A 21,347-nucleotide genomic window follows, 5' to 3' on the forward strand; every position below is an offset into this window, starting at 1 on the left:
GCGCGCGGCAGGCCATCAGGCCGCGGTAGCCGACTTGGCGGCTTCCTTGTACAGCGCGCCGACCTTTTCGGTCATCTGCGCACCGCGCTCGATCCAGAACTTGACGCGCTCGACGTCGAGCTCGACGCGCTTGTCCTGGCCGGCGGCGATCGGGTTGAAGTAACCGACGCGCTCGATGTTGCGGCCGTCGCGGGCGCTGCGGCTGTCGGTAACGATGATGTGGTAGAAGGGACGCTTCTTGGCGCCGCCACGGGTAAGGCGAATCTTGACCATGATGTGCTCGGTGTTGCCCAGCTGCCGGAATGGCAGGGTAAGCCGGCAATTATAGCAGGATTGAAGCCGGCGGGATCGGGGCCGGGAGGCCTCAGCGCATCATCGGCGGCATTCCGCCGCGCCCGCCCATCATCCCGCTCAGGCCGCGCATCATGCCCTTCATGCCGCCGCGGCCGATCTTGCCCATCATTTTTTCCATCTGCTGGTACTGCTTCATCAGCTTGTTGACGTCCTGCGGCTGCAGGCCGGCGCCACGGGCGATGCGGGCACGACGCGAGCCGTTGAGCAGGTCGGGATTGCGGCGTTCCTTGGGCGTCATCGACTTGATGATGGCCATCATCCGCGGGATCTCGCGACCGGTGATCTGGTCCTTCACCTGCCCCGGGATCTGGCCCATGCCCGGCAGCTTGTCCATCAGGCCGTGCAAGCCGCCCATGTTCTGCATCTGCTCGAACTGGTCGTGCATGTCCTGGAGATCAAAGCGACGACCCTTGGCGACCTTCTCGGCGAGCTTCTGCGCCTTCTCCTTGTCGACATTGGCTTCCACCTGCTCGACCAGCGACAGCACGTCGCCCATGTCGAGGATGCGGCTGGCCGCGCGATCGGGATGGAAGACATCGAGGCCGTCGGGCTTTTCGCCGATGCCGACGAACTTGATCGGCTTGCCGGTGATGTAGCGCACGCTCAGCACCGCGCCGCCACGGGCGTCGCCGTCGGTCTTGGTCAGCACGACGCCAGTCAGCGGCAGCGCTTCGTTGAAGGCCTTGGCGGTGTTCGCGGCGTCCTGGCCGGTCATCGAGTCGACGACGAACAGCGTCTCGACCGGATTGACCGCGGCGTGCAGCGCCTTGATCTCGTCCATCATCGCCTGGTCGATGGCGAGGCGGCCGGCGGTATCGACGATCAGGACGTCGGCGAAGGATTTCTTGGCGTCATCGATCGCCGCGCGCACGATCGCCTCGGGCTTTTGCCCGGCATCGGACGGGAAGAACGACACACCGACTTGCTGCGCCAGCGTCTTCAGCTGTTCGATCGCGGCCGGACGATAGACGTCGGCGCTGACCACCATCACCTTCTTCTTGCGCTTTTCCTTGAGGTGCTTGGCAAGCTTGCCGACGGTGGTGGTCTTGCCCGCGCCCTGCAGGCCGGCCATCAGGATGACCGCCGGCGCCGGCACGTTGAAATTGAGGTCGACGCTCTGCGCGCCCATCGTGTTGGTCAGTTCGTCGCGCACCACCTTGACCAGCTGCTGGCCGGGCGTCAGCGACTTCATCACTTCCTGGCCGAGCGCGCGCACCTTGATGCGCTGGATCAGCGCCTGCACCACCGGCAACGCGACGTCGGCCTCGAGCAGCGCGACGCGCACTTCGCGCAGGGCTTCGCTGATGTTGGATTCGGTCAGGCGACCACGGCCGCGGATGCGGTTGATGGTGCCGGACAGGCGTTCGGTCAGCGATTCAAACATTGCGGTCTTGAGTGGTGCGGAAAGCCGCAAAGTATAGACGCTGGCGCTGCATCCCCCGTCCGGGCCGGGTCCACGCATGCGACACTGCCTGAATGCTGCCGACCCTTGCCGCCGCCCTCTTCTACCTGATCGCCGCCGCCATCCTGGTGCGCGACGTGGCGCGGGGCATCGATGGTCGCGCCTGGAAGATCCCGGCCGCGCTCGCCTTGCTTGCCCACGCCTGGCTGCACATCGAGGCCTGGCATCGCACCGGCGTGCCCGACATGCATTTCTTCGCGGCGCTTTCGCTGGTATCGCTGGGCATGGCGGCGGTGACGACCCTGCTCGGCACCCGCAAGCAGCTGGACGCCATCGGCGTGGTGGTGTTTCCGCTGGCCGCGGTGTTCGCGGCCTGCTATTCGTTCTTTGGCCATGCCCCCCAGCCGCCGATGACCTGGCAGGTGCAGGTGCACGCCTGGCTGGCCTTGTTCGCCTACGCCACGCTGGCGGTCGGCGCACTGTTGGCCATTGTCCTCTGGTTGCAGGAACGGGCCATGCGCAATCGCGAATTCCATGGCTGGATGCGCGCCCTGCCGCCGCTGACCGAGCTGGAATCGGCATTGTTCCGCACCCTGACGGTCGGCTTCCTGCTGTTGAGCGCGGCGATCCTGGTCGGCGCCGTGTTCGTGGGCAACCTGTTCCAGCAGCACCTGGTGCACAAGACCGTGCTGAGCTTGGCGTCCTGGCTGATCTTCGCCATCCTGCTGTTCGGGCGCTGGCGCTGGGGCTGGCGGGGCCCGCGGGCCGTGCGCTGGACCTTGGTGGCGATGGCGATCCTGCTGCTGGCCTTCTTCGGCAGCCGGTTCGTGCTGGAGTTGATTCTCAAGCGCGCCTGATACTGAATGCGGAAATCGTTTGCATTGTTGTTGTAACAATAATTGCATTGACAACTATTGCATGGGCGAGGATGATGCCGCTCCATGAATACGCCCCTCCTCTGTGCCGGCTCCTCGCTTGGCCTGCTGTTCCGGCAGGTTCGCGATGCCATGTGGCATGCCATGGAGACGGAACTGGAACGATTGGGCCATGACCTGACCTTCAGCCAGTTCGTCACCCTCAAGAAGCTCGGGATGAGCGACGGCCACATCAGCGTCGGTGATCTCGCCCGCGCCGCCGAACTCAATCCCGGTGCGATGACCCGCCTGCTCGACAAGCTCGAGGAGAAAGGCCTGATCATTCGCGCCAACGACCCCACCGATCGTCGCGCCCTGCGCATCCAGCTCACCGATGCCGGACGCGCCATCTACGATCAGTGCAGCGCCTGCAGCGATCGCGTGCGCGAACGTGCGTTGTCCGGCATGAGCGCATCCGAATGCGAGCAGTTCATCTCCACTCTTGAACGCGTCCGCACCAACCTCATGAACACGGAGTCAGCGTGATGGCGATCCGCCACTTGAAACCCTTGTCTGCGCTCGCCATCGCCACCGTGCTGGCCGGTTGCGCCAGCACCCATGACCTGAAACCGGAATCCTCGTTGCAGGATGCCAATCGGTTCCAGGCATCGACCAGCCTTGGTCGCACGCCGGTCAGCGATGTCGCCTGGCCGAAAGCGCAATGGTGGAGCGCCTACGGCGATCCGCAACTCGATGGCTTGATGCAGGAAGCGCTGGCGGGATCGCCGAGCATCGCAGTCGCCGACGCACGCACGCGCAAGGCATTCGCGCAAGCCGGTCTTGCCGAAGCCGGCCTCTATCCGACGCTGGGCGGAAGCGCGCAGGTCGCCGCGGTGAAGATTCCGGAAACGCTGGCGCCGCCGCCGATCGGCGGCAAGACGCTGCATTCCGAAGTGTTGTCGCTGAGCTTCGCCTGGGCGCCCGACCTGTGGGGCGGCAAGCATGCGAAGTGGCAATCGGCCGTGGGCGCCGCACGCGCGCAGGAAGCCGATGCGCAAGCCGCGCGCCTGACGCTGGAAGGCAACATCGCCCGCACCTACGCCACGCTGGCGCAGGCATGGGACGCGCATGACGTCGCCGAACGCGATCTCAAGCGCAACTCCAGCCTGCATGCGCTGGCCACGCAACGCGTCAAGGCCGGCATCGACAACCAGATCGCGTTGACCCAGATCGCCAGCGCCGAAGACAACGCGCGCGCGCAGATGCAGGCCGCCGACCAGCAGATCAGCGCACTGCGCAATGCCTTGGCGATGCTCGCCGGGCAAGGCCCGGATCGCGGACTGCAGATCAATCGCCCGCAGCTGAAGACCGATGGGATCGCGATTCCCTCGCTGCTGCCGAGCGAGCTGGTGAGCCGTCGCCCCGACGTCGCCGCCGCGCGCTGGCATGTCGAAGCGGCATCGCGAGGCATCAAGGCCGCGAAGTCCGATTTCTATCCGAGCCTGAATCTCTCGGCGATGGTCGGCCTTGCCGCCGGCAAGCTCGGCGACCTGTTCAAGTCGGATGCCGGACTGCTGTTCGGTGGTCCGGCGATCTCGCTGCCGATCCTCGACGGCGGTCGCCTGCGCTCGCAGTTGCGCGGCGCCAACGCCGATTTCGATCTCGCCGTCGCCGGTTACGACCAGACGGTGTTGAACGCCATCCGCGAAGTCACCGACGCGGTGCAGTCCTCGCGCGAACTCGACGCACAGATTTCCGCGGCGACCAGCGCGCGCGACCAGCAGGCGCGCTCGGCGGTGCTGGTGACCCAGCGCCAGAAGGCCGGCCTCGCCAACCAGCTCGACGTGCTGACCGCGCAAAAGCCGATCCTGCAACTCGACCAGCAACTCTCCACGCTGCGCGCGCGTCGCCTGCAATCCGCGATCGATCTCGATATCGCGCTGGGTGGCGGCGTCCCCGTCGTACTGCCCCCGCAATCCTCCAATTCCGAATCCGGGAAGAAGTCGCAATGACCACCGAACCCAACAAGACTCCCGCCGACGACTCCGCGGCAGCGCCGCGTCCTGCGGCAAACGGCACGCTGATGCCGCCGACCAATCCCAAGGACACGCCGCTGCAGAACAAGCGCCGCAAGATGCTGCTGATCATCGCGATCGCGGCGATCGTGCTCGGCGTTGCCTGGTTGCTGTACCACCTGCTGGTCGGGCGCTGGTCCGAAAGCACGGATGACGCCTATGTCCAGGGCGACGTCGTCACCATCACGCCGCAAGTCGGCGGCACCGTCACCCGCATCGGCGTGGACGACGGCATGAAGGTCGAAGCCGGCCAGGTGCTGGTCGGGTTCGACACCAACGACACCGACCTCGCCTACGCGCAGGCCGAAGCCGCACTCGGCAGCGCCGTGCGCCAGGTGCGCGCGCAATACCGCGCCGCCGAAGCCGGCAGCGCCGACATCAACGCACGCGAAGCAACGGTGAAGCAGGCACAGGCCGCGGTCGATGTCGCCCGCCAGGACGTCGCCCGCCGCACCGGACTGGTTGCAACCGGCGCCGTGTCGAACGAAGAACTCGCGCACGCCCGCGCCCAGCTCGAAACCGCGCAGGCCAACCTCGCCGCCGCGCAGGCCGCGGTGTCCGGTGCCCGCGAGAACACCGCGCGCAGCCGCGTGCTGATCGACAACAGCAGCATCCGCGACAACCCGGCGGTCGCCGCCGCGGCATCGCAGCTGCGCCAGGCCTACCTCGCCCGCCAGCGCTCCAGCGTGCTCTCGCCGATCTCCGGCTACGTCGCCAAGCGCAGCGTGCAGCTCGGCCAGCGCGTCGCCCCCGGCACGCCGATGATGGCGATCATCCCGCTCGACCAGGTGTGGGTGGATGCCAACTTCAAGGAAACCCAGCTCACCAAGCTGCGCCTGAACCAGCGCGTCGAACTGACGTCGGAACTCTATGGCGACAAGGTTGTGTACCACGGCACCCTGGCCAGCCTCGGCATGGGCACCGGCAGCGCGTTCTCGGTGTTGCCGGCGCAGAACGCCAGCGGCAACTGGATCAAGATCGTCCAGCGCGTCCCGGTGCGCATCCTCCTCGACAAGAAGGAACTGCAGGAGCACCCGCTGCGCCTCGGCCTGTCGATGGCGGTCAAGGTGAACCTGCACGACAAGGGCGACGGCCTGCTGCCGACGACCACGCCGACGCAGCCGCACCTGATGACCGACGCCTATGACAGCGCGCTGTCCAAGGCCGACGCCGCGGTCGAACACGTGATCGACGACAACCTCGGCAACAACGGCTCGCACTGAGAGCCACAGCGAACAGGCGACCGATGAGCGCGACTTCCGCTACCGCCGAACCGGGTGCACCCGCACCCGGCAACGCCACCGAACTCACGATGCAGGGGTTCGCACCGCCGAACCGCGCGCTGGCCACGTTCGGTTTGGCATTGGCTTCATTCATGCAGGTGCTGGACACCACGATCGCCAACGTGTCGCTGCCGACGATTTCCGGCAGCCTCGGCGGCAGCGCGAACCAGGCGACGTGGGTGATCACTTCGTTCGCGGTGAGCAATGCGATCGCCCTGCCGCTGACCGGCTGGCTCACCCGCAAGTACGGCGAACGCAAGCTCTTCATGTGGTCGACGCTGGCGTTCGTGATCGCCTCGTTCCTGTGCGGCATCGCCAACAGCATGGGTCTGTTGGTGCTTGCACGCGCACTGCAGGGTTTTGTCTGCGGCCCGATGTATCCGGTGACGCAGGCGCTGTTGCTGTCGATCTATCCACCGGCCAAGCGCGGACAGGCGATCGCGCTGCTGGCGATGGTCACCGTGGTCGCGCCGATCGCCGGCCCCATCCTCGGCGGCTGGATCACCGACAACTACAGCTGGGAATGGATCTTCTTCATCAACATCCCGCTGGGCATCTTCGCCAGCGCCGTCGTCGGCGCGCAGCTGAAGGGACGCCCGGAGCGGCTGGAACGGCCGAAGATGGATTACATCGGCCTCGCCCTGCTGGTGTTCGGCGTCGGCGCGCTGCAGATCCTGCTCGACCTCGGCAACGACGAGGACTGGTTCCACTCGACATTGATCGTCGTGCTGACGATCGTCGCGGCGATCTCGCTCATCACCTTCGTGGTGTGGGAACTCACCGACGACGATCCCATCGTCAACCTGCGCCTGTTCCGCCATCGCAATTTCAGGGTCGGCACCGCCGCATTGGTGCTGGCATACGCGGCCTTCTTCGCCGTCGGCATCCTGGTGCCGTTGTGGTTGCAACGCAATCTTGGCTATACCGCGATCTGGGCCGGTCTCGCCACCGCGCCGATCGGCATCCTGGCCGTGGTGATGGCCCCCATCATCGGCAAGCACGGCAGCAAGGTCGACCTGCGCATCCTCGCCACCTGTGCGTTCGTGATCATGGGCGCGACGAGTTTCCTGCGATCGGGTTTCAATCTCGATGTCGATTTCGGGCACGTCGCGATGATCCAGCTGATCCAGGGCCTCGGCGTCGCCCTGTTCTTCATGCCGGTGCTGCAGATCCTGCTGTCCGACCTCGCCCCGCATGAAATCGCAGCGGGTTCCGGCCTGGCGACATTCCTGCGTACGCTTGGCGGCAGTTTCGCGGCGTCGCTGGTGACGTATGCATGGAGCGAGCGCACCGCGACCCACCACGCACAGCTGACCGAGCACATCGACGCGACTTCGCCGGCGATGATGGCGACGGTGGCGCAATACGGCGGCGGCAATCCGCAAACTGGCGCCTTCGTGCTTGATCGCATCATCACCCAGCAGGCATCGCAGATCGGTTTCAACGAAATCTTCTACCTGATCGGCGGACTCTTCCTCTCGGTGATCCTGATCGTGTGGATGGCCAGGCCACCCTTCAGCGCCAAGGCCGGCGCGCCCGCCGGCGGCGGACACTGACCAAACGAAAAAGCCCGGCCAATGCCGGGCTTTTTCCTTCCACGCCGAAACGTGGATCAGGCACGCAACGCTTCCTGCCTTGCTTCGGTTCCGCTCTTCGCCGTCTGCTCCGCGACTTCGCAGGTCGGCAGGGCGCACTTCCAGACGAAACGACAGCGCGCTTCGTGGTAGCTGCGATCCTCGCCGAAGAAGTTGCGATACATGTGCGCAAGCTCTTCCGCCGCGTAACTTTCCAGCGGCTTGTGGCGCTCGTCGGCAGCGCGCCGCTCCTGCTTGGACGCCAGCAGTTTGCGCACGCTGGCCACGCCATTGCCACGACGCGCGCGTTCGACCGCTTCCTCGTGGAAGCCGGCGACATCGCCGCCGAACGCTGCATCGATCATGCCCATGCCTTCCGCGCCTTCGGCCGTGACCGGCTTCAGCGATTCGGTCAGTTCCGTCGCAGCGGCTGCACCGACGCGACGCGGCAGCAGATAGGTCCAGTACTCGGAACCGTAGAGCCCGCCCATGCCCTTGTAATGCGGGTTGAGCACCACGCCATTGCGCGCCCAGACCTCGTCCGCGGCCAGCGCCAGGATCGCACCGCCGGCGCCGGCATTGCCGTGCATCGCCGCGACCACGCGCTGGCTGTCGGTCTGGATGATCTCGCGCACCAGGGCGTTCATCGCCAGGATGTTGCGCCACGATTCCAGCCCGGGATCCTGCGCCGCTTCGATGGTGTTGAGGTGGATGCCGTTCGACCAGATGTCCTGCCCGCCCATCAGCACCAGCGTGCGCACCGGCCGCTGCCGCGCCTGCACCAGCGCCATGCGCAGGCGATCGCATTGCTCCGACGACATCGCGCCGTTGTAGAAATCGAAATGCAGATAGCCGATGCCGTCGGTTTCGCGATAGAGGATCTCGCGCGGGCCGTCCTTTTCCGCCGCGAACGGCGACAACGCGCGCTCCGGCACGTCCGCCAACAGCCTGGCATCCAGCACCATCGATGCGGGAAGCTTGAACGCGCCCTTGCGGCGCAGATGGCTGATCCACACCGAGCCATTGCCGGTCGCCACGCATACCGCGCCGTCGCGTTGCGCGAGCAGCGCACCGGGGCGTCCACGCAACTTCGGTTCCGCTGCCGCACCGAACAACTGGTACTCGCGCCCGCCGAAATGACCGCGTGCGCCGGGATAGCTGTCGCCGCAACGCACGCGGCGCAGGATCTCGGCGCTGTCCATCGCCCAGTCGATCGCGCGATCGGCTGGCTTCATCGACGGACGCAGGCGACCGCGCACGTCGGCATCGCCGTAATCGAGTCCGCGCGGACGGAATTCGCCGCGTTCGAAACATTCGACCGCCGCCAGCAAGGCATCGGCCGCGGCATCGGTCACTTCATGGCGATACAGCTGGCTCTTGCTGACACCGCGCGTCGCGAAGGTGCGCGTCGCCCAGATGTCGCCGGCGTCCATTTCCGCGTCCGCCTGCAACACCGTCACGCCCCACTCGCGCTCGTCTTCGAGCAGCGCCCAGTCGAGCGACGACGGGCCACGATCGCCGATGATCCCCGGATGGACGATCAGGCAGATCTGGCGGCGCCAGATGTCTTCCGGAATCGCCGATTTCAGCATCGGCGCGACGATGAGATCCGGCTTGAAGCGATCGACCGCAGCCTGCATGCCCGGGCCATCGGCCCCGGCGACGACGTCGAGGATGTGCCCGCGTTCGCGCAGTTCGCACCACGCGCGTTGCGACAAGCCATTGAAAGCGGTGCAAAGCACCGTGATGCGAAGAGACATGACCGTTTCCCCTAGGGTGATTTGGGTGATGGAGCCAGGTGTTCCCACAGCCTCTTACCGGTCGCAATCACGTTTTGAATGCGACCTTCATCACCCTATCACAATCATGAACGGTTAATGATGCCCGTCACATTTGGCCAGACGAACGGTCGAAAGGCCCGGCTTCCGGCACGTGGATGGTCGCCTTCACGTGCTTGAGTCCCGCGACGATCGTGAAGGTCATGATCACCAGCAGCGACCACGAACTCCATTTGCCCCAGTGCACCTGCGCCCACGCGCCCATCTGGTTGGGGTAGCGCCAGATGCCGTAGAACGTGGCGATGTTTTCCGCCAGCCACAGGAAGAAGCCGATCAGCACGAACGCCAGCAGCAGCGGCATGCGGCGATCGCGGTCGAGCGGGCGGAATATCACCGTGGTGCGGGCGTAAAGCCCGAGCGCCAGCGCCGCGAGGTACCAGCGCAGGTCGGCGATCCAGTGGTGGGTGAAGAAATTGGCATAAATGGCGATCGCTGCCAGCACCGCCATCCAGTACGGCGGATGGTGGCGGATGCGCAGGTCGAACAGGCGCCAAGCTTGGATGATGTAGCTGCCGACCGCCGCATACATGAAGCCCGAGAACAGCGGCACGCCGAAGACCTTGGTGTACCCCGGTCCCGGATAACTCCAGGAATGCACGTCCGCGGAGGTCTTGAAGACTTCCATCGCGAAACCGACGACATGGAACAGGCAGATGGCCTTGAACTCGTCGAAGGTTTCCAGTTTCGCCCACAGCATCCAGCCCTGCACCAGCAGTGCGAACAGCAAGAGCGCGTCATAACGCGGAATGCCAAGGATTCCGCCGTGGGGCATCGCGAACACCGCGAGGAAGAACAGACCGGCGAACAGGCAGGCACGCGCCTCCTTGAGGCCGAAGAACAGGAATTCCGTTGCCGCGCGTTGCAGGCCATGACCGCCCGTGCGCGGCTTCATCAGCCAGGCATCGAATCGGCCGAGGCCCGCCTTTGTCCAACCGCCATCGTCGGCGTCGGCAACCGACTGGTTCACGCCGCTTCCAGCGCGTCCGCCAGGCGTTCGACCGCGATCACTTCCATGCCCTTGTAGCTCCCCGCCTTCGGCGCATTCGCCTTGGCCACGATCGCACGTTTGAAGCCATGCGTCGCCGCTTCCTTCAGGCGCTCCTCGCCATTGGGCACGGGGCGGATCTCGCCGGACAATCCGACTTCGCCGAAAGCGATCGTCTTCTCGGCCAGTGGCTGGTTGCGCAACGACGACAACACCGCCAGCAACACCGGCAGATCGGCCGCGGTTTCCTGCACGCGAATGCCACCCACGACATTCACGAAGACGTCCTGGTCCGATGTCAGCACGCCGCCATGGCGATGCAATACCGCCAGCAACATCGCCAGGCGATTGCCTTCCAGGCCGACGGCGACGCGACGCGGATTCGACAACGGCGAAGCATCGACCAACGCCTGCACTTCCACCAGCAGCGGACGCGTGCCTTCGCGCGTCACCATCACGCAGCTGCCCGGTTGGTGCGCGCTGCCGCCGGACAGGAAGATCGCCGATGGGTTCGGCACTTCGCGCAGACCCTTGTCGCCCATCGCGAAGACGCCGAGTTCGTTGACCGCACCGAAGCGATTCTTGAACGCGCGCAGCACGCGGAAGCGCGATCCGCTGTCGCCCTCGAAATACAGTACGGCATCGACCATGTGTTCGAGCACGCGCGGACCGGCGATGCCGCCTTCCTTGGTGACGTGACCGACCAGGAACACCGCGGTTCCGGTTTCCTTGGCATAGCGCACCAGTCGCGCCGCGGATTCGCGCACCTGGCTCACCGATCCCGGCGCTGCTGTGAGCGTTTCCGTCCACAGGGTCTGAATCGAGTCGGCGATGATGAAGCCGGGTTTCGCGACGGCCGCCTGCTCGAGAATGCGTTCGACACAGGTTTCCGCCAAGGCGTGGAGGCCATCGAGCGAAAGATCCAGCCGCAACGCGCGCCCGGCGACCTGCGCCAGCGATTCCTCGCCGGTGACGTACAGCCCGCGCGTGTTGCCGCTCATCAGCGCCAGCGCCTGCAGCAGCAACGTGGACTTGCCGATGCCGGGATCGCCGCCGATCAACACGACCGCGCCCTCGACCAGGCCGCCACCCAGCACGCGATCGAACTCGCCGATGCCGGTCGATGCCCGCAGGATTTCCGATTGCTGCACGTTCACCAGCGGCGTGATGCGGGCGACATCGGCCTTGCCGGCCCAGCTGCCCCGCCGCGACGGTGCGCTGGTGGCCGCCGGCTCCAGCGCGATCTCGGACAAGGTGTTCCACGCCCCGCAGGCCTCGCACTGGCCCTGCCACTTGGGATATTCGGCCCCGCAACTGTTGCAGACGTAGGCGGTGCGCTTGCGGGGACTGGGTGGCATGTCGGATCGGGCTGCTGACGATGCCTGCCAGTATCCGGTTTGTCGTCGCGTGGCGCGAGACGGTGCCCAAATTCCGGCCAAAAAGAACCCCTCGTTTCCGAGGGGGTGTTAGGAAAGCAATGGGGACCGAAACAGTCTCCCCACTGCTCGTAGCTCGTTCAACGTATCTGCACATGCCCCAATGAAACCTGAAGCCGTGCATGAATGGTGGTGCCGGAAATAGGAATCGAACCTACGACCTACGCATTACGAATGCGCCGCTCTACCAACTGAGCTATTCCGGCCTAGCCGGGTATCGTACGGTCCCCGACCGATCCGGTCAATTCGGGCCGGTCAATCGACCAGCCGCAGACGCAATTCCTTGGGCAGCGCGAACACCATGTCCTCCGGCTCTCCGGACAACTCCCGGACGCCGTCGGCGCCAAGTTCGCGCAGCCGATCCAGCACGCCCTGCACCAGCACATCCGGGGCCGAAGCGCCCGCGGTCACGCCGATGCGGTGCTTGCCCTGCACCCAGGCCGCGTCGATCTCGCCGGCATCGTCGATCAGGTAGGCGTCGACGCCTTCGCGCTCGGCGAGTTCGCGCAGGCGGTTGGAATTCGAGCTGTTCGGCGATCCCACCACCAGCACCAAGTCGCACTCGCGGGTCAGGTCGCGCACGGCATCCTGGCGATTCTGGGTGGCATAGCAGATGTCGTCGTTGCGCGGTCCCTGGATCGCCGGGAAGCGCTCGCGCAGTGCGGCGATGATGTCGCGGGTGTCGTCAACGGACAACGTGGTCTGAGTGGTATAGGCGACGTTGTCCGGTTGCGAAATGACGAGGCCATGCGCACCGGCGATGTCTTCGACCAGGTGGATCTGTCCCCCACCGGCGTTCGCCCTCCACTGCCCCATCGTGCCTTCGACTTCCGGATGGCCGGCATGGCCGATCAGGATCAGGTCGCGACCGGCGCGGCAATGGCGCGAGACTTCCAGGTGCACCTTGGTCACCAGCGGACAGGTGGCATCGAACACCTTCAGCCCGCGGCGATCGGCCTCCTCGCGCACGGCCTTCGACACGCCATGCGCGGAGAAGATCACGGTCGCGCCATCGGGCACTTCGTCGAGTTCCTCGACGAAGATCGCGCCACGCTGCTTGAGGTCGTCGACCACGAACTTGTTGTGCACCACTTCGTGGCGCACGTAGATCGGCGCGCCCAGCGTTTCGATCGCGCGCTTGACGATCTCGATCGCGCGATCGACGCCGGCGCAGAATCCGCGGGGGTTGGCGAGCAGGATATCCATCAGTCTTTCTTGTTCTCGCGCTTGGAACCAGCGAACAGTCCGAACAGGATGATGCCAACCGCACCACCGACAATGGCTGAATCGGCGAGATTGAACGCCGGCCACACGTGGTCGCCCACGTACCATTTGATGAAATCGACGACGTGGCCGTGCTGGACGCGATCGATCACGTTGCCGATGGCGCCGCCGATCACCAGCGCGTATGGCAGTGCGGTCTTCCATTCACGACGCTGCGTTCCCGCCAACGCATAGGTCAATGCCGCGCTGATGACCGCCGCGAGCGCGCTGAACAGCCAGATCTGCCAGCCACCGCTATTGGCGAGGAAGCTGAAGGCGGCGCCGGTGTTGTAGGTGCGATACCAGTTCCAGAAGCCGGGAATCACCACGACATCGGTGAATTCCGGCAGGCTGCGCAGCACCCAGAGCTTGCTCCACTGGTCGAGCACGACGACCAGCGCGGACACCAGCAACCACGGCAACGCATTCGGCCTGGCGAGCTTCATCAGAAGAAGCTCCGCTGTTCGCCGACGCCATCGACGTTCTCGATGCAGCGACCGCACAGTTCCGGATGCTCGCCATTGCTGCCGATGTCGGCGCGATGCTGCCAGCAACGCACGCACTTCGGCTTGGCGGTCTTGCTCGCCAGCACCGGCGGCGCGACGCCGATCGGTGTCTGCACACTGACATCGCCGCTAATGAAGAGGAAACGCAGTTCGTCGGCCATCGGCGCCAGCCACGCATGCGTGGTTTCATCGACGCTCAGCACGATGTCGGCCTCCAGCGCCGCACCGATCTCGCCGGCGGCGCGCATCGGTTCCAGCGTCTTCGCCACCTGTTCGCGCAACTGCAGCAGCGCGTCGAACTGGTCGGCGGTCGGCACGGAATGCGCCGGCAATTCCGCCAGACTTTCGTACCAGGTCGCCAGCTGGACGCTCGCCGCATGCGGACCCGGCAGGTGCGACCAGATTTCCTCGGCGGTGAACGACAGGATCGGCGCCATCCAGCGTGCCAGCGCCTCGGCGATGTGGTGCATCGCGGTCTGGGCGCTGCGGCGTCCGCGCGAATCCTCCTGCATGGTGTACAGGCGATCCTTGGTGACGTCGAGATAGAGCGATCCGAGATCGATGCTGCAGAAGTTCATCAGCAGCTGCACCACGTCGGCGAAGTCGTAGCGGGCATAGGCTTCGGTGATCTGCGCCTGCACCTGCGCGGCGCGATGCACCGCCCAACGATCGAGCGCGACCATCTCGTCCAGCGCGACCGCATTCTTCGCCGGATCGAAGCCACTGAGGTTTCCGAGCAGGAAGCGCGCGGTATTGCGGATGCGGCGATAGGCATCGGCGGTGCGCTTGAGGATTTCCTGCGACAGCGACATTTCGCTGGTGTAGTCGGTCGACGCGATCCACAGGCGCAGGATGTCGGCGCCCAAGGTCTTGATGATCTCCTGCGGCTCGATGCCATTTTTTTCCGACTTCGACATCTTACGTCCGTGTTCGTCGACCGTGAAACCGTGGGTCAGGCATTCGCGGTACGGCGCGGCCTTGTCGATGGCGACTGCCGCCAGCAGCGACGACTGGAACCAGCCGCGATGCTGGTCGGATCCTTCGAGATAAAGATCGACCGGCAATTCGTAGCCGCGCGCCTTGACCACGCACTGGCTGCTGACGCCGGAATCGAACCAGACGTCGAGGATGTCGCGCACCTTGTCGTAGTGCGCGGCTTCGTCGCCGAGCAATTCGGCGGCATCGAGCGCATACCAGGCATCGACGCCGCCCTGCTCCACGCGCTGCGCGACCTGTTCCATCAATTCGACCGTACGCGGATGCGGCTCGCCGGTTTCGCGATGCACGAACAACGCGATCGGCACGCCCCAGGTGCGCTGGCGCGAGATCGTCCAGTCGGGACGGTTCTCGATCATGCCGGCGATGCGTGCTTCGCCCCATTCCGGATACCACTTCACGCCCGGGATCGACGCCAGCGCATCGCGGCGCAGGTTGGCCTGGTCCATCGAGATGAACCACTGCGGCGTGGCGCGGAACGCGATCGGCGTCTTGTGGCGCCAGCAATGCGGATAACTGTGCTTGAGCGGCGCGTACGCAAGCAGCGCGCCATTGCCGCGCAGCCCTTCGACGATCGCATCGTTGGCTTTCCAGATGTGCAGGCCGGCGAGCTGGATGTCGCCGAACGGCGGTGTCGACGGCAGGTAGACGCCACGGCCATCCACTGGATTGAGTTGCGCCAGCGTGTAGCGATCCATCAATCCATATTTCAGTGATACCTGGTAATCCTCCTGACCGTGGCCGGGCGCGGTGTGCACGGCGCCGGTGCCGTCTTCGTCGGACACGTGGTCGCCGACCAGGATCGGGATCTCGCGCTCGGCATAGAACGGATGCTGCAGCAACTCGTTTTCAAGCTGGCTGCCGCGGGCGTGGCCATGCGCGACCACCTCGATCACACCGTAGCGATTCAGTGCCTTCTGTGCCAGCGCGGAGGCCAGCACCAGCCAACGCTTGCGGCCGTTGTGGATCGGGCCTTCGACCAGCGCGTATTCGATGTCCGGACCCAGCGACACCGCCAGCGATGCCGGCAGCGTCCACGGAGTGGTCGTCCAGATCGGCAGCGCGACTTCGACATCGTCCGGCAATTCCACGCCGAACAACGCGGCGAGCGCCTTCGGATCGCGTGCCGAATAGGCGACGTCGATCGCCGGCGACGTGCGGTCGGCGTATTCGATTTCGGCTTCGGCCAGCGCCGATCCGCAATCGAAGCACCAGTGCACCGGCTTCACGCCACGGGCGAGATGGCCGTTTTCCACCACGCGCGCCAATGCGCGGATTTCATCGGCCTCGTATTTGAAGTCGAGCGTGCGATACGGATTGTCCCAGTCGCCGAGGATGCCGAGGCGCTTGAAGTCGGTGCGCTGGATGTCGATCTGGCTCAGCGCGTATTCGCGGCATTTCTGGCGGAATTGATCGGCGTCGAGCTTGTCGCCGACCTTGCCGAACTTCTTCTCGATCGCGATTTCGATCGGCAGGCCGTGGCAGTCCCAGCCCGGGATGTAGGGCGAATCGAAACCGGCCAGCGACTTCGACTTGACGATGACATCCTTGAGCACCTTGTTGACGGCATGCCCGAGATGGATCGCGCCGTTCGCATAGGGCGGACCATCGTGCAGGAAGAAGCGCGGACGTCCCTTGGCGACGTCGCGCAGCTGCTGGTACAGGCCTTCCTGTTCCCAGCGCGCCAGCATCAGCGGCTCGCGCTTGGGCAGGTCGCCGCGCATCGGGAATTCCGTCGCCGGCAACAGGATGGTGGATTTGTAGCGGTGCTCGTTGTCGCTCATCGTTTCGTCTTCTGTAAAAGGGTACGCGCGGCGGCAGCGTCGCGCTCCATCTGGGCGGTCAATGCATCCAGCCCGTCGAATTTTTCCTCGTCACGCAGCTTGGCGACGAATTCCACATCGATGCGCTTTCCGTAGAGGTCGCCATCGAAATCGAACAGGTGCGCTTCCAGCAGCGGCTCCACGCCATCGACCGTCGGTCGCGTGCCAAAGCTCGACACCGATGGCCACGGACGATCGCCCACGCCATGCACCCAGGTCGCATAGATGCCCTGCAGTGCCGGCTTCTTGCCGAAACGCAGGTTAGCCGTCGGGAATCCAAGTGTGCGACCAAGTTGCTTGCCATGCACCACGCGTCCGCCGATGGCGTAAGGACGACCGAGCAGGCGCGTCGCCGTGGCGAAATCGCCGTTCGACAATGCCGCGCGGATCACCGAACTCGACACGCGTTCATCGCCGAGAGACAGCGGTTCGATCGCGGCGGCAACGAACCCGGCCTGTTCGCCACGCGCGCGCAACACCGCAAGATCGCCACCACGTCCACGCCCGAAACGGAAATCGGGGCCGACCCAGACTTCGCGCGCATGCAGGCGATCGACCAGGATGCGATCGATGAATTCGATCGCGTCGAGTTGCGTCAGCGCCTTGTTGAAGCGCAACTGCCCGACGATGTCGACGCCCATCGCTTCCAGCATGCGCAGGCGTGCACCGGGCAGCATCAGGCGCGGCGGCGGATCGTTGGGCGAGAAGAATTCGCGCGGCAGAGGCTCGAAGCAGACCACGGCCGACGGCAACCCGAGTTCGCGCGCACGCTCGACGGTTTGCCGGATCAAGGCCTGGTGCCCCAGATGCAGGCCGTCGAACGCACCGACGCAGGCCACGCAGCCTTGCGGGCTCACGGCCGGGCCATCGATGTCGCGGAACAGTCGCAGCATTTGGGCGCCCGCGGCGGCGGGCGGTCGGTTTTTCGGGGATTCGCCAGTATAGCCGTCGAGCATCAGTGCTCGCGGAAGTCGGACAGGCGGAAGCCCAGCGCCAGCATCGCCAGTCCATAGACCAGTCCTCCGCCGACGACCAGGGCTCCCAGCCAGACGATCCGCATCATCGGCGGCGCGAGGGTGAAATCGGGCGCGAAGTGCAGCCCCACCAACAGGAATGCGGCCATGGCGGCGTTGGCAATGCCGGCGCGCCAGAGGAAGCCGCGCCACCCGGGCTGGGCATCGTAGACCCCGGCCTTGCGCAGCGAGCGCCACAGCAGGATCAGGTTGAGATAACTCGACAATGCGCTGGCGAGACCGAGCGCGAAATGCAGGCCGGGATGCGTCGCCAATGTTTCGACCCAACCACCGGTTTTCGCCGACGCCGGCAACCTTGCGTACAGCAGCGCCAGCAGCAGCGCGGTGAACACCATGTTCGCCACCAAGGCGGTGATGCCGGCGCGCATCGGCGTGCGCGTGTCCTGTCGCGCGTAGAACGCCGGCAGCACCGTCTTCACCAGCGCGAATGCCGGCAGGCCGAAGCTGAGGCCGAACACCGACAGCGCCGCCATCCGGGTCGCGAACGGATCGAACAACCCATGCTGGAAGATCGTCGCGACCAGCGGCACCGACAACGTCATCAGGCCCAGCATTGCAGGAATGATGATGATCAGGGTCGATCGCAGGCCCCAATCCAGCGATTTCGAGAATCCGACGCGATCGGTATTGACGTGATGGCGCGACAGCGTCGGCAGGATGACCGTGCCCAACGCGATGCCGAACACGCCCAGCGGCAACTCGAGGAAACGGTCCGCCGCGGACAGCCAGCTCTGCGAGCCGGCGGCCAGCTTGGAAGCAACGAAGGTATCGAACAGCAGGTTGATCTGTGCGACCGACGATCCGATCAGCGTCGGCACCATCAGGCTCATCACCTTGCGCACGTCGGGATGGTTCCAGCCCCAGCGCGGCATCGACAGCAGGTCGAGCTTCGCCAGCGCCGGCATCAGGAACAGCAGCTGCAGGATGCCCGCAGCGAGCACCGCCCAGCCCATCGCCACGATCGGCGGATGCGCGAGCTTCGATCCCCACCACGCACCGGCGATCATGCAGATGTTGAGGATGATCGGCGCCAGCGCCGGCAGGCCGAAACGGTGATAGCTGTTGAGCGCGCCCGCCGACAGCGCCGTCAGCGACACGAACAGCAGGAACGGGAACGTCCACCACAGCAGGTGGACGATGAGTTCGTGCTGGCCCGGAACCGGCTTGACGGTGTTGGAAAACGCATCGGCGAACCATGGCGCCAACAGCATCCCCAGGGCCGTCACCACCAGCAGCACGCCGCCCAGCGTTCCCGACGTCCGTGCCACCAGTTCCTTCAGGTCCTCGTGGCTGCGCTTTTCCTTGATCTCGGTGAAGACCGGCACGAAGGCGGTCGAGAACGACCCTTCCGCGAACAGGCGGCGCATGAAGTTCGGGATGCGGAAGGCCACCCAGAAAGCATCGGTCATCGGCCCGGCACCGAACGCGGCATTGAAGCTGGTGTCGCGCACCAGGCCGAATATCCGGCTGAGCATGGTCATGCTGCCGAAGGACAGGATCCCCCGGGCCATGCTGCGCTGGCGGGGTTTCGCGGCGGTTTCCCCGTTCATGCCCGGCCCCTCGACTTGACGGGGGTGAATGGGCCTGCCATACTTTTCTGTCTCGCATTCCGCGACATCAATACTTCCCGTCTTTTCAGACCGCTTTCCAGGGTTTCATCGTGGCCAACATCAAGTCCGCCAAGAAGCGCGCCAAGCAGACCATCGTCCGCAACGCCCGCAACAACAGCCAGCGCTCCATGCTCCGCACCGCCGTCAAGAAGGTGCTCAAGGCGCTGAACTCCAATGACGCCACGGGCGCCACCGAAGCCTTCGCGACCGCGCAGCCGATCCTCGATCGCTTCGCAGCGCGCGGCCTGATCCACAAGAACAAGGCTGCTCGCCACAAGAGCCGCCTGAACGCCCGCATCAAGGCCCTCAAGGCCGCCTGATCCGGCGTGACTGTCGCGACGCTTCGGCGCCGCGACAACCGCAAAAGACCCCGCCTCGCGCGGGGTTTTTTCGTGCCCGCGGGAATCAGGGGACATGCGGCGTCGCGTTGTTTTCTTCGGCGCGTTCCAGCTCCTCACGGCGCTGCTCGTCGAGGAAAGCCTGGATCTTCAGCATCACGTCGCGGGTGCCTTCGTGGGCCAGGCCCGAGACGATGAACCACGGCGCGGTCCAGCCGAGGGCGCCGATCACCTTGCGCGCCTGCTCCTGCGCATCCTCATGGGTGAGCAGGTCGGCCTTGTTGAGCAGCAGCCAGCGCGGCTTCTCCATCAGCCCGGCGTCGAACTTGGCCAGCTCGTGCTCGATCGCCCGCACCTGCTCGGCGGCGTCGCCACCGTCCAGCGGTTCGATCTCGACCAGGTGCAGCAGCAGGCGGGTGCGCTGGATATGGCGCAGGAACAGCGCGCCGAGGCCGGCGCCATCGGCCGCGCCCTCGATCAGGCCGGGGATGTCGGCGATGACGAAGCTCTTGTGCGGCTCGACGCTGACCACGCCCAGGTTCGGATAGAGCGTGGTGAACGGATAGTCGGCCACCTTGGGCGTCGCCGCCGAAACCGCGCGGATCAGGGTCGACTTGCCGGCGTTCGGGAACCCGAGCAGGCCGACATCGGCCAACAGCTTCAGTTCCAGGCGCAGGTCGCGCTCCTCGCCCTCGGTGCCCGGCGTGGACTGGCGCGGCGAGCGGTTGACCGAGCTCTTGAAATGCATGTTGCCGAGACCGCCCTTGCCGCCTTGCGCGACCAGCAAGCGCTGGCCATGGCGGGTGAGGTCGCCGATCGTTTCGTCGGTGGCGATGTTGGTGACCACGGTGCCGACCGGCACGGTGATGGTGAGGTCGTCACCGGCCTTGCCGTACATCTGCCGGCCCATGCCGTTCTCGCCGCGCTGGGCGCGGAACGCGCGCTGGTGGCGGAAATCGACCAGGGTGTTGAGGTTCTCGTCGGCCTGCAGCCAGACGCTGCCGCCATTGCCGCCGTCGCCGCCATCCGGCCCACCCAGCGGAATGAATTTCTCGCGGCGGAAACCCACGCAACCATTGCCGCCATTGCCAGCAGTGACGGTGATTTCGACTTCATCGACGAGTTTCATGGGATGGACCGAATGCCGGAAAGGAGAGTGATCACGGAGAACAGTGGCGCGGGACAACAGTGATGTAAAAACGAGTGTACGGGATGAAGCCGCGGCGAAGCCTGGGTGTCGTCGCGTCTCAAACGAAAAACCCCGCCGAAGCGGGGCTTTCCGGTGTGCATCGGGTTGCGAGGATTACTCGGCCACGACGCTCACGGTGCGGCGCTTCTGGGCACCCTTCACCGCGAATTCGACCTTGCCGTCGACCAGCGCGAACAGCGTGTGGTCACGACCCAGGCCGACGCCCGGACCCGGATGGAACTGGGTGCCGCGCTGGCGGACGATGATGTTGCCGGCTTCGATGGCCTGGCCACCATAGATCTTCACGCCGAGGTATTTCGGGTTGGAGTCGCGGCCGTTGCGCGAGGAACCTACGCCCTTTTTGTGTGCCATGACTGCGTCTCCTTAGTTCTTGCCGCCGGCAATGCCGGTGATCTCGATTTCGGTGTAATGCTGGCGGTGACCCATCTGCTTGCGATGGTGCTTGCGGCGACGGAACTTCACGATCTTCACCTTGTCGGCGCGGCCGTGGCCGATCACCTTGGCGGAGACGGTGGCGCCCTTCAGCGCGTCGCCCAGCTTCACGCCTTCGCCGTCGCCCAGCAGAAGCACCTGGTCAAAGGTGACTTCGTTGCCGGCTTCGACTTCCAGCTTTTCGACTCGCAGGGTTTCGCCCTGCATCACGCGGTATTGCTTACCGCCGGTGACTACTACTGCGTACATGACCAAGCTTCCTTTGTCGTTATTGTGGTCCAGCGCACGGTCAGCGCGCTGAACCTGAAATTATAGGGCCTTGGCGCCCGGACGC

19 protein-coding genes and 1 tRNA gene are annotated in these 21,347 nt (G+C 65.3%); 6 read left to right on the forward strand and 14 right to left on the reverse strand.

Annotation, left to right across the window (positions count from 1 at the left end; genetic code table 11):
• Nucleotides 1-15: 15 nt before the first annotated feature.
• On the reverse strand, nt 16-273 hold the full coding sequence (rpsP, locus tag ABE093_RS02660) for a 30S ribosomal protein S16 (protein WP_430759304.1): 258 nt from the start codon (nt 271-273) through the stop codon (nt 16-18).
• 91 nt (nt 274-364) lie between these two features.
• Complete coding sequence (ffh, locus tag ABE093_RS02665) at nt 365-1,738, reverse strand: signal recognition particle protein (protein ID WP_430759305.1); 1,374 nt, start codon at nt 1,736-1,738, stop codon at nt 365-367.
• Nucleotides 1,739-1,830: 92 nt separating this feature from the next.
• Here ffh and ABE093_RS02670 point away from each other — a divergent pair, with 92 nt between their 5' ends.
• The 5 genes from ABE093_RS02670 to ABE093_RS02690 all read left to right on the forward strand — a co-directional run bounded on the left by ABE093_RS02670 (nt 1,831) and on the right by ABE093_RS02690 (nt 7,524).
• Nucleotides 1,831-2,613: a cytochrome C assembly family protein gene (locus tag ABE093_RS02670; RefSeq protein ID WP_430759306.1), complete on the forward strand. Its 783-nt coding sequence runs from the start codon at nt 1,831-1,833 to the stop codon at nt 2,611-2,613.
• An 84-nt stretch (nt 2,614-2,697) separates the two neighbouring features.
• Nucleotides 2,698-3,156 (forward strand): MarR family winged helix-turn-helix transcriptional regulator, encoded by a 459-nt coding sequence (locus ABE093_RS02675; RefSeq protein ID WP_430759307.1) that lies wholly within the window; start codon nt 2,698-2,700, stop codon nt 3,154-3,156.
• Nucleotides 3,156-4,622 (forward strand): efflux transporter outer membrane subunit, encoded by a 1,467-nt coding sequence (locus ABE093_RS02680; protein WP_430759308.1) that lies wholly within the window; start codon nt 3,156-3,158, stop codon nt 4,620-4,622. Before ABE093_RS02675 ends, ABE093_RS02680 begins: the two co-directional genes overlap by 1 nt.
• Nucleotides 4,623-4,693: 71 nt before the next feature.
• Entirely contained in the window at nt 4,694-5,908 is a 1,215-nt protein-coding gene (locus ABE093_RS02685) for an efflux RND transporter periplasmic adaptor subunit (RefSeq protein WP_430760064.1), read from the forward strand.
• A gap of 23 nt (nt 5,909-5,931) precedes the next feature.
• Nucleotides 5,932-7,524 (forward strand): DHA2 family efflux MFS transporter permease subunit, encoded by a 1,593-nt coding sequence (locus ABE093_RS02690; protein ID WP_430759309.1) that lies wholly within the window; start codon nt 5,932-5,934, stop codon nt 7,522-7,524.
• Nucleotides 7,525-7,580: 56 nt separating this feature from the next.
• Here ABE093_RS02690 and ABE093_RS02695 read toward each other — a convergent pair whose 3' ends face one another.
• The 9 genes from ABE093_RS02695 to murJ all read right to left on the reverse strand — a co-directional run bounded on the left by ABE093_RS02695 (nt 7,581) and on the right by murJ (nt 18,934).
• Nucleotides 7,581-9,302, reverse strand: a complete 1,722-nt coding sequence (locus ABE093_RS02695; protein ID WP_430759310.1) for a hydrogenase maturation protein — start codon at nt 9,300-9,302, stop codon at nt 7,581-7,583.
• Between the two features lie 127 nt (nt 9,303-9,429).
• Nucleotides 9,430-10,347 carry a DUF817 domain-containing protein gene (locus ABE093_RS02700; RefSeq protein ID WP_430759311.1) on the reverse strand — a complete coding sequence of 306 codons (918 nt, stop codon included), beginning with the start codon at nt 10,345-10,347 and terminating at the stop codon, nt 9,430-9,432.
• On the reverse strand, nt 10,344-11,723 hold the full coding sequence (gene radA / locus ABE093_RS02705; protein ID WP_430759312.1) for a DNA repair protein RadA: 1,380 nt from the start codon (nt 11,721-11,723) through the stop codon (nt 10,344-10,346). The genes ABE093_RS02700 and radA overlap by 4 nt, the downstream gene beginning before the upstream one ends.
• A gap of 208 nt (nt 11,724-11,931) precedes the next feature.
• Nucleotides 11,932-12,007 (reverse strand) — tRNA-Thr (locus ABE093_RS02710).
• Nucleotides 12,008-12,056: 49 nt separating this feature from the next.
• Nucleotides 12,057-13,007, reverse strand: a complete 951-nt coding sequence (gene ispH / locus ABE093_RS02715) for a 4-hydroxy-3-methylbut-2-enyl diphosphate reductase (protein WP_430759313.1) — start codon at nt 13,005-13,007, stop codon at nt 12,057-12,059.
• On the reverse strand, nt 13,007-13,513 hold the full coding sequence (lspA, locus tag ABE093_RS02720; RefSeq protein ID WP_430760065.1) for a signal peptidase II: 507 nt from the start codon (nt 13,511-13,513) through the stop codon (nt 13,007-13,009). The genes ispH and lspA overlap by 1 nt, the downstream gene beginning before the upstream one ends.
• On the reverse strand, nt 13,510-16,350 hold the full coding sequence (gene ileS, locus ABE093_RS02725; protein ID WP_430759314.1) for an isoleucine--tRNA ligase: 2,841 nt from the start codon (nt 16,348-16,350) through the stop codon (nt 13,510-13,512). The genes lspA and ileS overlap by 4 nt, the downstream gene beginning before the upstream one ends.
• The gene (locus ABE093_RS02730) at nt 16,347-17,282 is read right to left on the reverse strand and encodes a bifunctional riboflavin kinase/FAD synthetase (RefSeq protein WP_430759315.1); all 936 of its coding nucleotides are present in this window, start codon (nt 17,280-17,282) and stop codon (nt 16,347-16,349) included. Before ABE093_RS02730 ends, ileS begins: the two co-directional genes overlap by 4 nt.
• Nucleotides 17,283-17,344: 62 nt before the next feature.
• On the reverse strand, nt 17,345-18,934 hold the full coding sequence (gene murJ / locus ABE093_RS02735; protein WP_430760066.1) for a murein biosynthesis integral membrane protein MurJ: 1,590 nt from the start codon (nt 18,932-18,934) through the stop codon (nt 17,345-17,347).
• 149 nt (nt 18,935-19,083) lie between these two features.
• Between murJ and rpsT the strand changes: the two genes are divergently transcribed.
• Entirely contained in the window at nt 19,084-19,353 is a 270-nt protein-coding gene (gene rpsT, locus ABE093_RS02740; RefSeq protein ID WP_430759316.1) for a 30S ribosomal protein S20, read from the forward strand.
• A gap of 85 nt (nt 19,354-19,438) precedes the next feature.
• On the opposite strand, the gene cgtA is transcribed toward rpsT, so the two are convergent.
• The 3 genes from cgtA to rplU all read right to left on the reverse strand — a co-directional run bounded on the left by cgtA (nt 19,439) and on the right by rplU (nt 21,262).
• A complete protein-coding gene (gene cgtA / locus ABE093_RS02745; protein WP_430759317.1) occupies nt 19,439-20,500 on the reverse strand; it encodes an Obg family GTPase CgtA in 1,062 nt (353 codons plus the stop codon).
• A 174-nt stretch (nt 20,501-20,674) separates the two neighbouring features.
• Complete coding sequence (gene rpmA, locus ABE093_RS02750) at nt 20,675-20,932, reverse strand: 50S ribosomal protein L27 (RefSeq protein WP_430759318.1); 258 nt, start codon at nt 20,930-20,932, stop codon at nt 20,675-20,677.
• A gap of 12 nt (nt 20,933-20,944) precedes the next feature.
• Nucleotides 20,945-21,262 carry a 50S ribosomal protein L21 gene (gene rplU, locus ABE093_RS02755; protein ID WP_103075378.1) on the reverse strand — a complete coding sequence of 106 codons (318 nt, stop codon included), beginning with the start codon at nt 21,260-21,262 and terminating at the stop codon, nt 20,945-20,947.
• Nucleotides 21,263-21,347 lie beyond the last annotated feature (85 nt).

Source organism: Solilutibacter silvestris (genome assembly GCF_050574925.1).
GTDB classification, from domain to species: Bacteria; Pseudomonadota; Gammaproteobacteria; order Xanthomonadales; family Xanthomonadaceae; genus Solilutibacter; species Solilutibacter silvestris_A.

Bases quoted from the DNA above. Each gene is read 5' to 3' on its own strand.
- ABE093_RS02680 (WP_430759308.1), top strand. From the start codon at position 3,156: ATGGCGATCCGCCACTTGAAACCCTTGTCTGCGCTCGCCATCGCCACC.
- ispH (WP_430759313.1), bottom strand. From the start codon at position 13,007: ATGGATATCCTGCTCGCCAACCCCCGCGGATTCTGCGCCGGCGTCGAT.
- ABE093_RS02670 (WP_430759306.1), top strand. From the start codon at position 1,831: ATGCTGCCGACCCTTGCCGCCGCCCTCTTCTACCTGATCGCCGCCGCC.
- ABE093_RS02685 (WP_430760064.1), top strand. From the start codon at position 4,694: ATGCCGCCGACCAATCCCAAGGACACGCCGCTGCAGAACAAGCGCCGC.
- ABE093_RS02730 (WP_430759315.1), bottom strand. From the start codon at position 17,282: ATGCTGCGACTGTTCCGCGACATCGATGGCCCGGCCGTGAGCCCGCAA.
- ABE093_RS02675 (WP_430759307.1), top strand. From the start codon at position 2,698: ATGAATACGCCCCTCCTCTGTGCCGGCTCCTCGCTTGGCCTGCTGTTC.
- ABE093_RS02695 (WP_430759310.1), bottom strand. From the start codon at position 9,302: ATGTCTCTTCGCATCACGGTGCTTTGCACCGCTTTCAATGGCTTGTCG.
- ileS (WP_430759314.1), bottom strand. From the start codon at position 16,350: ATGAGCGACAACGAGCACCGCTACAAATCCACCATCCTGTTGCCGGCG.
- rpsP (WP_430759304.1), bottom strand. From the start codon at position 273: ATGGTCAAGATTCGCCTTACCCGTGGCGGCGCCAAGAAGCGTCCCTTC.
- ABE093_RS02690 (WP_430759309.1), top strand. From the start codon at position 5,932: ATGAGCGCGACTTCCGCTACCGCCGAACCGGGTGCACCCGCACCCGGC.
- rpmA (WP_430759318.1), bottom strand. From the start codon at position 20,932: ATGGCACACAAAAAGGGCGTAGGTTCCTCGCGCAACGGCCGCGACTCC.
- cgtA (WP_430759317.1), bottom strand. From the start codon at position 20,500: ATGAAACTCGTCGATGAAGTCGAAATCACCGTCACTGCTGGCAATGGC.
- murJ (WP_430760066.1), bottom strand. From the start codon at position 18,934: ATGGCCCGGGGGATCCTGTCCTTCGGCAGCATGACCATGCTCAGCCGG.
- ffh (WP_430759305.1), bottom strand. From the start codon at position 1,738: ATGTTTGAATCGCTGACCGAACGCCTGTCCGGCACCATCAACCGCATC.
- rplU (WP_103075378.1), bottom strand. From the start codon at position 21,262: ATGTACGCAGTAGTAGTCACCGGCGGTAAGCAATACCGCGTGATGCAG.
- radA (WP_430759312.1), bottom strand. From the start codon at position 11,723: ATGCCACCCAGTCCCCGCAAGCGCACCGCCTACGTCTGCAACAGTTGC.